15 protein-coding genes and 1 pseudogene are annotated in these 11735 nt (G+C 39.8%); 5 read left to right on the top strand and 11 right to left on the bottom strand.

Translation table 11 applies throughout. From position 1 onward, the window contains the following. Nucleotides 1-88 precede the first annotated feature (88 nt). Genes RYL77_RS08190 through RYL77_RS08180 form a run of 3 tightly spaced genes read right to left on the bottom strand, consistent with a single transcriptional unit; the run spans nucleotide 89 to nucleotide 3243 of the window. Complete coding sequence (locus RYL77_RS08190; protein ID WP_315010920.1) at nucleotides 89-1348, bottom strand: ABC transporter permease; 1260 nt, start codon at nucleotides 1346-1348, stop codon at nucleotides 89-91. A 1-nt stretch (nucleotide 1349) separates the two neighbouring features. Further along, nucleotides 1350-2051, bottom strand: coding sequence for an ABC transporter ATP-binding protein (locus RYL77_RS08185; RefSeq protein WP_000811470.1), 702 nt, complete (start codon nucleotides 2049-2051; stop codon nucleotides 1350-1352). Continuing rightward, complete coding sequence (locus RYL77_RS08180; protein ID WP_315010921.1) at nucleotides 2035-3243, bottom strand: efflux RND transporter periplasmic adaptor subunit; 1209 nt, start codon at nucleotides 3241-3243, stop codon at nucleotides 2035-2037. The genes RYL77_RS08185 and RYL77_RS08180 overlap by 17 nt, the downstream gene beginning before the upstream one ends. A gap of 288 nt (nucleotides 3244-3531) precedes the next feature. Here RYL77_RS08180 and gor point away from each other — a divergent pair, with 288 nt between their 5' ends. Together gor and RYL77_RS08170 are read left to right on the top strand one after the other, a co-directional pair. Further along, the gene (gene gor, locus RYL77_RS08175) at nucleotides 3532-4878 is read left to right on the top strand and encodes a glutathione-disulfide reductase (protein ID WP_315010919.1); all 1347 of its coding nucleotides are present in this window, start codon (nucleotides 3532-3534) and stop codon (nucleotides 4876-4878) included. Nucleotides 4879-5067: 189 nt separating this feature from the next. Beyond that, nucleotides 5068-5604, top strand: a complete 537-nt coding sequence (locus RYL77_RS08170) for a biotin transporter BioY (protein WP_020901479.1) — start codon at nucleotides 5068-5070, stop codon at nucleotides 5602-5604. 159 nt (nucleotides 5605-5763) lie between these two features. Here the strand turns inward: RYL77_RS08170 and RYL77_RS08165 are convergent, their stop codons facing one another. Further along, nucleotides 5764-5979 carry a YdbC family protein gene (locus RYL77_RS08165; RefSeq protein ID WP_315010918.1) on the bottom strand — a complete coding sequence of 72 codons (216 nt, stop codon included), beginning with the start codon at nucleotides 5977-5979 and terminating at the stop codon, nucleotides 5764-5766. Nucleotides 5980-6077: 98 nt separating this feature from the next. Here RYL77_RS08165 and RYL77_RS08160 point away from each other — a divergent pair, with 98 nt between their 5' ends. Beyond that, entirely contained in the window at nucleotides 6078-6398 is a 321-nt protein-coding gene (locus tag RYL77_RS08160; RefSeq protein WP_084888448.1) for a hypothetical protein, read from the top strand. A 29-nt stretch (nucleotides 6399-6427) separates the two neighbouring features. Here RYL77_RS08160 and RYL77_RS08155 read toward each other — a convergent pair whose 3' ends face one another. From RYL77_RS08155 to rpsP, 7 genes and pseudogenes are all read right to left on the bottom strand, one after another. Continuing rightward, nucleotides 6428-6766: an ATP cone domain-containing protein gene (locus tag RYL77_RS08155; protein WP_001196038.1), complete on the bottom strand. Its 339-nt coding sequence runs from the start codon at nucleotides 6764-6766 to the stop codon at nucleotides 6428-6430. An 11-nt stretch (nucleotides 6767-6777) separates the two neighbouring features. Then, nucleotides 6778-7497, bottom strand: a complete 720-nt coding sequence (gene trmD, locus RYL77_RS08150; protein WP_315010917.1) for a tRNA (guanosine(37)-N1)-methyltransferase TrmD — start codon at nucleotides 7495-7497, stop codon at nucleotides 6778-6780. After that, a complete protein-coding gene (rimM, locus tag RYL77_RS08145; protein ID WP_001105892.1) occupies nucleotides 7487-8005 on the bottom strand; it encodes a ribosome maturation factor RimM in 519 nt (172 codons plus the stop codon). Before rimM ends, trmD begins: the two co-directional genes overlap by 11 nt. Before the next feature lie 30 nt (nucleotides 8006-8035). After that, a complete protein-coding gene (locus RYL77_RS08140) occupies nucleotides 8036-8824 on the bottom strand; it encodes an alpha/beta hydrolase (RefSeq protein ID WP_315010916.1) in 789 nt (262 codons plus the stop codon). A 97-nt stretch (nucleotides 8825-8921) separates the two neighbouring features. Beyond that, a pseudogene (locus tag RYL77_RS08135) lies at nucleotides 8922-9221 on the bottom strand (MazG nucleotide pyrophosphohydrolase domain-containing protein); the annotation flags it as partial. Between the two features lie 182 nt (nucleotides 9222-9403). After that, the gene (gene kphA / locus RYL77_RS08130; RefSeq protein WP_000379617.1) at nucleotides 9404-9643 is read right to left on the bottom strand and encodes an RNA-binding protein KphA; all 240 of its coding nucleotides are present in this window, start codon (nucleotides 9641-9643) and stop codon (nucleotides 9404-9406) included. Between the two features lie 19 nt (nucleotides 9644-9662). Then, nucleotides 9663-9935, bottom strand: a complete 273-nt coding sequence (gene rpsP, locus RYL77_RS08125) for a 30S ribosomal protein S16 (protein WP_000268760.1) — start codon at nucleotides 9933-9935, stop codon at nucleotides 9663-9665. A gap of 603 nt (nucleotides 9936-10538) precedes the next feature. Here rpsP and RYL77_RS08120 point away from each other — a divergent pair. Further along, nucleotides 10539-10856 (top strand): hypothetical protein, encoded by a 318-nt coding sequence (locus tag RYL77_RS08120; protein WP_315010915.1) that lies wholly within the window; start codon nucleotides 10539-10541, stop codon nucleotides 10854-10856. Beyond that, a complete protein-coding gene (locus RYL77_RS08115; protein WP_315010914.1) occupies nucleotides 10856-11659 on the top strand; it encodes a peptidylprolyl isomerase in 804 nt (267 codons plus the stop codon). The genes RYL77_RS08120 and RYL77_RS08115 overlap by 1 nt, the downstream gene beginning before the upstream one ends. Nucleotides 11660-11735: the final 76 nt, after the last annotated feature.

The following is an 11735-nucleotide window of genomic DNA, read 5'->3' as shown; positions in this document are numbered from 1 at the left end:
GGGTGCCCACGGAGGACTTACACCTCAGATGTACGACATGCCCGTCGTACTACAAAAACAAGATAGACGAGTGTCCATCTTGTTGATCTTATTCATAACGAAGAGCTTCAATTGGATCAAGCTTCGATGCCTTGTTGGCTGGCAAGACCCCAAAAACTATACCCACGCTAGCCGAAACTGCAAGACTAAATAGGGCAACTGGAATTGATACTCCAACTTCTATACCCGCAATCAAACCTTGCAATAGCAAACCTGCTAAGGCAGTTAAACCACTTGCAATTGTCAAACCAATTAATCCACCTAACAAGGTCAAAATCATGGATTCAATCAAAAACTGGATTAAAATATTGGCACGAGTTGCACCCAAAGCCTTACGGAGACCAATCTCACGGGTACGCTCTGTTACTGAAACCAGCATGATATTCATAACACCAGTTCCTCCAACAAAGAGAGAAATTCCTGCGATGGCACTAATAATCGTCGTCATAAAACTAAACGATTGTTGAACTTCTGCAAATACAGCTGACTCATCTGCTACTTGATATTCTCCCTGTTGCAAGCCAGCAAGCTCTGTCATTTTTCGTGCTAATTCTGGCCCCAGAGTTTGAGTCAAGCTTGTGTCATTCACTCGAAAGACAATATTAGCAATTTCATCTACATTAAAATTCGCAGCAAGGGAGATATTTGTGGTAATAGGCAAGCCACCAAGACCATACATTTTTGAATTTTTAGATTCTGGGCTAGTATAAACACCAATGACTCGATAACTAAAACCATTGACTTCCACAACCTTGTTAATAGCCTCTTGAGGAGATCCAAATAGACTAATGGATAATTCTTCATCAAGCAAAATGACACTTGCAAATTCTTTGAAATCTTGTTCTCTCAGACTACGACCTGCAAGAATTTCATTGTTAACAGCCTCCATATAAGTTCTGTTTCCACCTGTCAAATTGGCATTTTCAACCTTTTTATCTTTATAAGTCAAGATGGCGTTCGTTGAGTTGGTTACATAGTAATTATCCACTCCCTTGAGTTTGGCTGCCTCCTTGACCCAAGATTCTTGCGGTTTTGGTGGTTCAACATGAACTTCCTCTTCTTTTCCAGAAATCGTAAAAGCTGATTGTTTCTGAGTAAAAGACCCATCTTTACTTTTTTTAGAAGAGAAAAAGACACTGATATTCTTCTGAGATCTGGTCATGTTTTTATTGAGCTGTCGAGACATAGAATCTCCCAGAGCCATAATCACAACAACGGATGAAACACCGATGATAATCCCAATCATGGTAAGCAAAGAACGCATCTTATGAGCCATGATAGATGAAAAGGCAAATTTCAGATTCTGCATCTTAGTTTTCCTCCTTTTCTAACTGAGCACTATCAGATGAAATAACTCCATCTCGAATGACAATCTGACGTTTGGCATAAGCAGCTATTTCAGGCTCATGCGTTACCATGATAATAGTTTTTCCTTCTTTGTTCAAGTCAACCAATAGTTGCATAATTTGGTTCCCTGTTTTGGTATCCAAGGCTCCTGTCGGTTCGTCTGCTAGGATAATAGAAGGATTGTTTACCAAGGCACGCGCAATAGCTACACGTTGCTTTTGACCTCCAGATAATTCTGAAGGTAAATGGTGACTACGTTCTGTCAATTCAACCTTATCTAAATATTCCTCGGCTAACTTGCGACGTTTTGAAGATGAAACTCCTGCGTAAATCAAGGGCAATTCTACATTTTGTAGAGCATTGAGTTTAGATAGGAGAAAGAACTGTTGAAAGACAAATCCGATTTGTTGGTTGCGGACCTTGGCTAATTGTTTTTCACCTAGTCCAGCTACTTCTTGGCCTTCAAGATAATATTCGCCACTGCTTGGTGTATCCAACATGCCAATCGTATTCATGAGAGTAGACTTACCAGAACCAGATGGTCCCATGATAGCAACAAATTCACCCTCATTCACTTCTAGGTTGATATTTTTGAGAACCTGCAGTTCTTGGTCACCATTACGGTAACTTCTGCAGATATTTTTTAGACTAATTAGTTGCTTCATCAGCCTTCACCTCTTTTCCTTCCTCTAGAGAAGACGTTGGGTTACTGATGACCTTGACTCCATTTGTCAGACCTGAAGTGATTTCTTGGTTGTCTGCATCAGCATTACCCAAACCAACTTCCACTTTCTTGGCCTTTTTCTGCTCGTCAAGCACCCAGACATAGTTCTTATCATTTTCAGTCACAACACTTGTTAGAGGAACCAAAATGGCTTTACTCTTATTCTTGACCTCAACACTTACTGAAAATCCTTGTTTCAAATCACCAATTTCACTTGTAACATCAATGGTATATGGATATTTAGAACCAGAATTACCAGCTGCTGTGGCAGGAGTTGCACTTGCTGCTTCGCCATTGTTTTTAGGGTAGTCGGAGATATAGCTAATCTTACCAGTCCAGCTCTTATCTCGATAAACTTTAGAAGTGAAGGTTACTTCTTGTCCTACAGATAGGTTGGCAAGGTTGTATTCAGATAGTTCGCCCTTAACTTGTAAGTTTTCATTGCTTACAATATGAACCATCACCTGGCTAGCTCCTGTTGGAGATTTTGAAACATTGCGGTTGACTTCGACTACAGTTCCTTCTAGGGTACTGAGAACAGTCGTTGCATCCAACTGACTTTGAGCCTTGCTTAATTGCGCTGCTGCATCTGCACGGGCATCACGAGCATCACCCAGTTGTGCATCAATAGATGAAACTGAATTTCCTGAGACTGGAGCTGGAGTTTGGGCTGCAGCACCTTCTCCTCCTGCTGACACTGGTAACTGTGGAGCCGGAGCTGAAGCGGCTTCATTTCGTGCTTGATTGAGTTCATTGATATGACGATCTGCCTTAGCTACTGCTCGACTAGCTGAATCATAGGCAGCCTGGGCTTCTGAACTACTGTACTTGACTAAAGCCTGCCCTTCACTAACCTTATCACCCACAGAAACAAGGATTTCATCTAAATCTCCCTTACTAGCATCAAAATAAACATATTGTTCATTTTTTGCTGTTACTGTCCCTGACAATAAAACAGAGGATGCCACGCTTCCTTCCTTAGCAACAACAAGATGAGTAGCCTCATCTTTTACAGCAGTCTGAGAAGGTTGTCTAAAGAGCAAAATGCCCCCAGCCCCCAATACAACTACACTGGCAGCACCAATTGCTGCATACAATTGCCACTTTTTAGCTTTACCATTCTTTTTCATAATGAAACTCCTTTTTTGATTTAAAGTCCTTAACAATATTATACAAAAATTCCCAAATATAAACAATAACATTTTAGAACGAAATAATGACATTTCAGGATTCACTTATTGTTCGGATTTTTTGTTTAGTTATTGTACTAGATATATCATACACTTTATTTTTCTTTTTTGCAAGCCTTTTCTTTAATTTTTTGAACGTAGCAGATTTTTGCAATCAAATCAAAAAAAAGATAGAATATGACTATCAAAAAATGACACTCTACTATTTAAAAGAGTACAAAGGAGTTTTCAATGAGAGAATATGATATCATTGCTATCGGTGGAGGTAGCGGAGGAATTGCTACCATGAACCGTGCTGGTGAACACGGAGCCAAAGCGGCCGTTATTGAGGAAAATAAATTAGGTGGAACCTGTGTCAACGTCGGTTGTGTTCCTAAAAAAATCATGTGGTACGGGGCACAAATCGCTGAGACTTTCCATCAATTTGGAGAAGACTATGGCTTTAAGACTACTAATCTAAACTTTGACTTTGCAACCCTACGTCGCAATCGTGAAGCCTACATCGATCGCGCTCGTTCTTCTTATGATGGCAGTTTTAAACGCAACGGCGTAGACCTGATTGAAGGCCATGCTGAATTTGTAGATTCTCATACTGTCAGCGTAAATGGTGAACTGATTCGTGCTAAACATATCGTGATTGCTACTGGTGCCCATCCAAGTATTCCAAATATTCCTGGTGCTGAACTAGGTGGCTCTTCTGATGATGTATTTGCCTGGGAAGAATTTCCAGAGTCAGTTGCTATTTTAGGCGCGGGTTATATTGCCGTTGAATTGGCTGGCGTTCTCCACACTTTTGGTGTCAAGACAGACCTCTTTGTTCGCCGCGATCGTCCTTTACGTGGTTTTGATTCTTACATCGTTGAAGGTTTGGTCAAGGAAATGGAAAGAACAAACTTGCCACTTCATACTCACAAAGTCCCTGTCAAGTTAGAAAAAACTGCTGAAGGCATTACCATTCATTTCGAAGATGGTACTAGTCACACAGCTAGCCAAGTTATCTGGGCTACAGGTCGCCGTCCAAATGTTAAGGGTTTGCAACTTGAAAAAGCTGGAGTAACTCTGAACGAACGTGGCTTTATCCAAGTGGATGAATACCAAAATACTGTTGTTGAGGGAATCTACGCTCTAGGTGATGTAACAGGTGAAAAAGAACTGACTCCAGTTGCTATCAAGGCTGGACGTACTTTGTCTGAACGTCTCTTTAACGACAAAACAACTGCTAAAATGGACTACTCAACTATTCCAACTGTTGTCTTTTCACACCCTGCTATAGGAACTGTGGGATTGACAGAAGAACAAGCTATCAAAGAATATGGTCAAGACCAAATCAAGGTTTACAAATCAAGCTTTGCATCTATGTACTCTGCCGTTACTAGCAATAGACAAGAATCCCGTTTCAAACTGATAACAGCTGGTTCAGAAGAAAAAGTTGTCGGACTTCATGGAATTGGCTACGGTGTTGATGAAATGATTCAAGGATTTGCCGTTGCTATCAAAATGGGAGCAACCAAGGCAGACTTTGATGCAACTGTGGCGATTCACCCAACTGCATCCGAAGAATTTGTAACCATGCGTTAATCGAAATAAAAGAAGCTGATACAAAGATATCTGCTTCTTTTTTGATGATTTACGAAATGATGAAAACAACTTACCTAGTCAGCAAATCGGCTGTTACAGTTTTTTGTTACCTTTATTATGAAAACAGGTTGACAATGATATTAATTTAAGTATAATAGTTACTATACATAAGAAAAGAGGTTAACTATTTTGAAAAAAGCTCACGTTTATGCTATCCCTGCTATTGGGGCTGCTCTCATTGCTGTTTTGGCACAAATCAGTCTTCCAATTGGACCTGTTCCCTTCACTCTGCAGAACTTTGCAATCGGCTTGATTGCTACTGTCTTTAGACCGAGAGAGGCTGTACTTTCTGTTGGACTCTATCTTCTTCTAGGCGCTATCGGTCTTCCTGTCTTTGCAGGAGGTGGAGCTGGATTTCATGCTTTGATTGGTCCTACTGCAGGCTATCTTTGGTTTTATCTTGTTTATTCTGGACTCACCTCTTCTCTAACTAACAGTGATAGTGGTTTTGTCAGAATTTTTCTAGCAAATCTCTTGGGAGATACACTTGTCTTTGTTGGTGGGATTATTGGATTGCATTTCCTAGCTGGAATGCCATTTGAAAAAGCTCTTGTTGTGGGGGTATTTCCCTTTATCATCCCAGATCTTGGTAAAATTATTGCTATTAGTTTTATTAGCCGTCCATTACTTCAACGCCTTAAAAATCAAGCTTACTTTGCTAACTAAAAAAGGATATAGAGTTGTCATGACTCAGTATCCTTTTCTTTCATTTTGAAAACTTATACTCTTCGAAAATCAAATTCAAACCATGTCAGCTTCGCCTTGCCGTACTCAAGTACTGCCTACGGCTAGCTTCCTAGTTTGCTCTTTGATTTTCATTGAGTATTAGATGCCTTTAAAGGCATCTACCATGGTTTGAAATTCTTCATTGGAGAGGGTAATTCCTTTGCCCATTTTAGTATGATCTGGGCTCCAAGCACGAATATCAAACTTTGCAGGAGCACCATTAAAGCTCACACGGTTGATTTCCTTGGTCCAACCTTTTTCGTTTTCAGAAAGAGTCAACAAGTGCTCTTCGATTTTAAATGTAAATTCTGCCATTTTCTTCTCCTTTTTTAGCTTTCATTAGTTTATTCGTAAAATCTTGTAGATTTTAGGAAAATTTTATATAATATTGATATAAAAGAAGGGAGGCCAGTATGAGACATAAATTCCAGCAAGTTCTAGATAAAATACATGACTTTTTAAATGGACATGACCAACCTGACCAGACTGAAACCAACTCCCTTACGGCTACTATTGAAGAGGCTATCCAGAAACAAACCGCTGTTCACCTTATCTTGTCAGAGACAAGTTTTACAGGTGATATCATCAAATACGATCAGCAACGCCAGCAAATTATCGTGAAAAATTTTGCCAAAAATGTGACCCGTATTATCCGCATAAGCGATATTCAACGCCTGCGATTTGTCCCTTCAACTGTCCAAACAGCCCAAAAAAATAGATTTAAGAAAGAGTGAGATGTAGTTGCTTCATCCCACTCTTTTTCTTAGCGAATTTGTTCAAAATGTAAATGAACAGCGATATGGTCTCCATAACCACTTCTTTCCAAGTCACGTTGTAGACGATAGGAAATGTAGTGTTCTGCAATGGTAATGTAACCTGCACCCAGTAAACGATGCTCAACCAAAGACTGAATCATGCTGATGGTAGCACGTTCCACCTTGGCTTCTTCCAAATCCAAAACCACTTTCTTAGTGACTTGTGCAAGGTTTTGACGTAAATCATCTGTCAATACATAGACAGTCTGGGCTGCCTTTAAGATAGCTTGGTAAATCTTGTCTGGATTAAATTCAGCAATTTCTCCATCACGTTTGATTACTTGCATAGGTTTCTCCTTTATTCTTTGTTTTCTTTGATTTCTGCCAGCATTTTTTCTTCTTCTGCTGTCAGTTGATAATGTTCAAGCAAATCCGGTCTGCGCTCGTAGGTTTTCTTTAAACTCTCATACAGTCGCCACTGACGAATCTTTTCATGGTGCCCGCTCATCAGAATATCCGGCACAACCATACCACGATAATCATAGGGCCGTGTGTACTGAGGGTATTCGAGAAGGCCTGAAGAAAAACTATCATCTTGGTGGCTAGACTCCTTGCCAATCACTTCTGGAATCAGGCGTACCGTAGCATCAATCATGGTCATAGCCGCCAACTCTCCACCAGTCAAGACATAGTCACCCAGGGAAATCTCATCTGTCACCAAGGTCTTAATGCGCTCGTCATACCCCTCGTAGTGACCACAGATAAAGATCAGTTCCTCTTCTTTGGCCAAATCCTCAGCATAAGCCTGATCAAACTGCTTTCCAGCTGGATCGAGGAGAATAACGCGCGGATTTTTCTTTTCAATAGCATCAAAGGCATCAAAAATGGGTTGGGCTCGGAGCAACATCCCCTGACCGCCTCCGTAGGGCTCATCGTCGACATGGCGGGCCTTTTCAGCATATTCTCGAAAATTATGATACTGGATATCCAAGAGCCCTTTTTCTCGAGCCTTTCCAACGATTGAGTGCTCCAGTGGAGAAAACATCTCTGGAAAGAGGGTTAAAATATCAATCTTCATCGTCTAACCCTTCTAAGATTTCCACATCGACGCGGTTATTTGGAATATCAACATTGAGAACCACTGGTGGGATATAAGGCAATAACAAATCACGCTTGCCTTTTCGCTTGACCACCCAGACATCGTTGGCACCTGGTTGCAGAATTTCTTTGATGGTTCCAATCAAATTATCACCCTCATAGACTTCCAAACCGATAATCTCGTGATAATAAAATTCACCATCGTCTAGGTCATTTAAATCTTCCTCAGCAACCTTGAGACTGTATCCCTTGTACTTTTCGATAGCGTTGATATGGTACATATCTTTGAATTTAATAATGTCAAAGTTCTTCTGTTTACGGTGGCTAGCAATGGTCACTGTTTGAACAAACTGATCTTTTTCATCAAACAAGGCCAGCTCAGCCCCTTTTTTAAACCGTTCTTCTGCAAAATCCGTCACAGACAAGACTCGCATCTCACCCTGCAATCCTTGCGTATTGACGATTTTCCCAACATTAAAGTAGTTCATCTTGTCTCCTGTACTCTCCTTCTTTCCATCTTATTCTGACAATTCTCGAATAATAGTCGCAATTTTTTCGGATTCAGACCACTGTAAATAATGGTGATTCCCTCCTAAAATGAGTTTAGTATTGGAAGTCCAATATTCTGATTCTCTGTACTCTTTTTCTCTATAAGCCTGACAAAAAATAAACACAGGGATATAAGATTCTATAGATAAATTCTCAAAATCTTCCTCAGTAATCTCTCCAGATATCTGAAATCCTGGATCTTGATTTTCCAATTCTGACCCTTTTTCTTGCATTATTTCCCAGATTTCTTTATTAATTTCAGGGCTAAATGTTGCTTGAGTTAAGTTCTTAAAATAAAGTTCAGGACCACACTCCTCAATCAGCCTCATCTGCTCTTCCATTTCTGGATAAGGATTTTCTGAAAAATCAGCAAACATGACTTTTTTAGTTGTCGGTTCAATTGCTACTAAAGCATGACACTTAATTGGTTTGTTGAGCAATTTGCAAGCTAAAATTCCACTCAAACTATGTGCACAAAGTATATATTCAGAAATCGCCAATTCTTCAAGTACTTCATAAACCGCATCTGCAAGATTATCCAGATTTTTTCCAGCTTGGTCATGAATCGGACTCCTACCTGTGTTTGGAAAATCAATTGTCAAATAACCAATTGTGGGAGGAAGTTTTTCGAGTATAAGTGAAAAATTTTCATAACTTGGTAGCAAACCTGCGCCACTTAAACAAATTAGCATTTTCTTTTGCTTTTGATAAGTAACAGAGAGACTACCAATTTCTGTAGATACTTCAATCCTCTTCATAAAGAAATCCACTCATTCTGTATAATGAATTATTAAAAATCCTTATCCTTTATTTTATCACGTTCTAGGGATTTTCTCAAGTTAGAGAAAAAGTATGTCAACTCTCGAATTCCTTCAAAAATCCTTCCAAATCACGTTCATGTTGGTACTTAATGGCTGCAGTTTTGTCTTTCTCAAAGATGGTATTTGTTAAGTCAATGTCATTGATAGCCGCGATTGCGACGGTGTAGTAAATAATATCAGCCAGTTCTTTAGCAAGTTCCTCATTCAAGTCTTGAACCCCATCTTTTCGGCCAGAGTGCCCGTTCAAAACTTCGGCTACTTCTCCGACTTCCTCCACTAGCTTGATAAAGAGACATTCCTCAGTTCGAGACTGCTGATAATGTTCGAGTAATACTCTTCGAAAATCTCTTCAAACCACGTCAGCATCGCCTTACCATACTCAAGTACAGCTTGTGGCTAGCTTCCTAGTTTGCTTTTTAATTTTCATTAAGTATAAGTAGTCTTGTAATTGTCTAAACGTTAAATCCTTCATATCCTACTCCTTGCAAAAAAAGCGAGACATCCGTCCCGCCCTTCTTATTTTTCGTCAATAACGATTCTTACTTTTTTATCTTCAGTTGGGACAGAGTAGACAATCGTTCTTATCGCAGAAATAGTGCGACCCTTACGACCAATTACACGACCCACATCGCTTTGATCAAGATCCAAATGATATTCCAAAAACTCTGGTGTATCTTCAATCTTGATAGTTAAGGCATCTGGTTGTGAAATCAAGGGTTTCACAATCGCAATAATGAGATTTTCAATCGTATCCATCTGTCAACCTACTTTAAACTTATTTTGAGAATTTAGAATCGTGGAATTTCTTCAATACACCTTCTTTTGAAAGGATGTTGCGAACTGTATCTGAAGGTTGAGCTCCATCAGCCAACCATGCAAGAACGCGGTCTTCTTTCAAAGTTACTTGGTTTTCAGCAACAAGTGGGTTGTAAGTTCCAACTGTTTCGATGAAACGTCCGTCACGTGGTGAACGTGAATCTGCTACGTTAATACGGTAGAAAGGTTTTTTCTTAGAACCCATACGAGTCAAACGGATTTTAACTGCCATTTTTAAAGTCTCTTTTCTTATTTTTTATTTCGGTGAAATAGCTGAGCTATTTAGCACATGTTCTATTATAGCAGATTTCTGACAGGTGTCAAGAAAAAAACTTGACAGACTATAAAATTTTTAAACCATTTAGAAATTTGTTAGAAGTAGGAAATAAATGTTTGAAAGAGGCTATCAGTGAATACTATTTTATACTCAATGAAAATCAAAGAGCAAACTAGGAAGCTAGCCGCAGACTGTACTTGAGTACGGCAAGGCAAAGCTGACGTAGTTTGAATTTGATTTTCGAAGAGTATTAGAAACATTTTATAAAGACCATCAACTCAAACCCATATCGCCTGAACGTGATTTGGATGCTTGGCTTCTAAATCCCAAGCCTGTTCCCAAAAGAAACATGGAATTATTAACAGATGATTTACTAGCAGGAGATATCATTCTACTCTGGAGAATCCAGTTTGGCACTTTTACCACCGAAACCTGGTTTCCTAAATACTTCGAGTACACTTATGGTATTGATACCCCTAAGCATCTAAAACTCTGGTAGAAAAAGGTTATACTGTCATTGAAACTGCATTTGACTCACTTGACCATCTGAATGCTACAATGAAAAAGAATATTCTGAAAAGCAAGGGAATTGCAGGACTATCTAAGATGAAGGCTGCCGATCTGGACCAAGCCCTTCATGACAACTTTTCAGAAGAAGAATTAGCAAGTCACTTTTCGATTCGTGGCTACAAATTGACTCCAAAGGGGAGCAGATACTGGAACAATACAAGGGAATTATCGACCGTCATCCAAAGAAAAATCTTTAATCAAGTGATTTTTTGGTTGATTTTCTCTAAAATTACCTTGTCACTAACATTTGAAATCCCCTTCCTTTTAAGGTACAATGGTAGAAATGAATTTTTGAGAGGATCATAATGAAAAAACTAGCAACCCTTCTTTTACTATCAACTATAGCCCTAGCTGGATGTAGTAGCATCCAACGCAGTCTGCGTGGTAATGACTATGTTGATTCCAGTCTTGCTGCTGAAGAAAGTTCCAAAGTAGCTGCCCAATCTGCCAAGGAGTTAAACGATGCTTTAACAAACGAAAACGCCAATTTCCCACAACTATCTAAAGAAGTTGCTGAAGACGAGGCTGAAGTGATTCTACACACAAGTCAAGGAGATATCCGTATCAAACTCTTCCCTAAACTCGCTCCTCTAGCGGTTGAAAACTTCCTCACTCATGCCAAAGAAGGCTACTATAACGGCATTACCTTCCACCGTGTCATCGATGGCTTCATGGTTCAAACTGGAGATCCAAAAGGGGATGGTACAGGTGGTCAGTCCATCTGGCATGACAAGGATAAGACTAAAGACAAGGGAACTGGTTTCAAAAACGAGATTACTCCTTATCTCTATAACATCCGTGGTGCTCTTTCTATGGCTAATACTGGTCAACCAAACACCAATGGCAGCCAATTCTTCATCAACCAAAACTCTACAGATACCTCTGCTAAACTCCCTACAAGCAAGTATCCAAAGAAAATCATCGAAGCCTACAAAGAAGGGGGAAACCCTAGTCTAGATGGCAAACACCCAGTCTTTGGTCAAGTGATTGACGGTATGGATGTTGTAGATAAGATTGCTAAAGCCGAAAAAGATGAAAAAGACAAGCCAACTACTGCTATCACAATCGACAGTATCGAAGTGGTGAAAGACTACGATTTTAAATCTTAAAAACATCGAGTAGGGGATAACCTCTAGCCCCTCTCACACCACCGTACGTGCCGTTCGGCATACGGCGGTTCAACTA

The organism is uncultured Streptococcus sp., from assembly GCF_963516515.1.
Lineage (GTDB): Bacteria > Bacillota > Bacilli > Lactobacillales > Streptococcaceae > Streptococcus.
The sequence above is the reverse complement of the archived record's forward strand: the minus strand, read 5'-3'. Positions and strand labels throughout refer to the sequence as shown.

What these genes read in the sequence shown, in the direction of transcription:
- RYL77_RS08190 (WP_315010920.1), bottom strand. Translation starts at nt 1,348, where the DNA reads ATGCAGAATCTGAAATTTGCCTTTTCATCTATCATGGCTCATAAGATG.
- RYL77_RS08185 (WP_000811470.1), bottom strand. Translation starts at nt 2,051, where the DNA reads ATGAAGCAACTAATTAGTCTAAAAAATATCTGCAGAAGTTACCGTAAT.
- gor (WP_315010919.1), top strand. Translation starts at nt 3,532, where the DNA reads ATGAGAGAATATGATATCATTGCTATCGGTGGAGGTAGCGGAGGAATT.
- RYL77_RS08165 (WP_315010918.1), bottom strand. Translation starts at nt 5,979, where the DNA reads ATGGCAGAATTTACATTTAAAATCGAAGAGCACTTGTTGACTCTTTCT.
- RYL77_RS08160 (WP_084888448.1), top strand. Translation starts at nt 6,078, where the DNA reads ATGAGACATAAATTCCAGCAAGTTCTAGATAAAATACATGACTTTTTA.
- RYL77_RS08155 (WP_001196038.1), bottom strand. Translation starts at nt 6,766, where the DNA reads ATGCAAGTAATCAAACGTGATGGAGAAATTGCTGAATTTAATCCAGAC.
- trmD (WP_315010917.1), bottom strand. Translation starts at nt 7,497, where the DNA reads ATGAAGATTGATATTTTAACCCTCTTTCCAGAGATGTTTTCTCCACTG.
- rimM (WP_001105892.1), bottom strand. Translation starts at nt 8,005, where the DNA reads ATGAACTACTTTAATGTTGGGAAAATCGTCAATACGCAAGGATTGCAG.
- RYL77_RS08140 (WP_315010916.1), bottom strand. Translation starts at nt 8,824, where the DNA reads ATGAAGAGGATTGAAGTATCTACAGAAATTGGTAGTCTCTCTGTTACT.
- kphA (WP_000379617.1), bottom strand. Translation starts at nt 9,643, where the DNA reads ATGGATACGATTGAAAATCTCATTATTGCGATTGTGAAACCCTTGATT.
- rpsP (WP_000268760.1), bottom strand. Translation starts at nt 9,935, where the DNA reads ATGGCAGTTAAAATCCGTTTGACTCGTATGGGTTCTAAGAAAAAACCT.
- RYL77_RS08120 (WP_315010915.1), top strand. Translation starts at nt 10,539, where the DNA reads ATGAAAAAGAATATTCTGAAAAGCAAGGGAATTGCAGGACTATCTAAG.
- RYL77_RS08115 (WP_315010914.1), top strand. Translation starts at nt 10,856, where the DNA reads ATGAAAAAACTAGCAACCCTTCTTTTACTATCAACTATAGCCCTAGCT.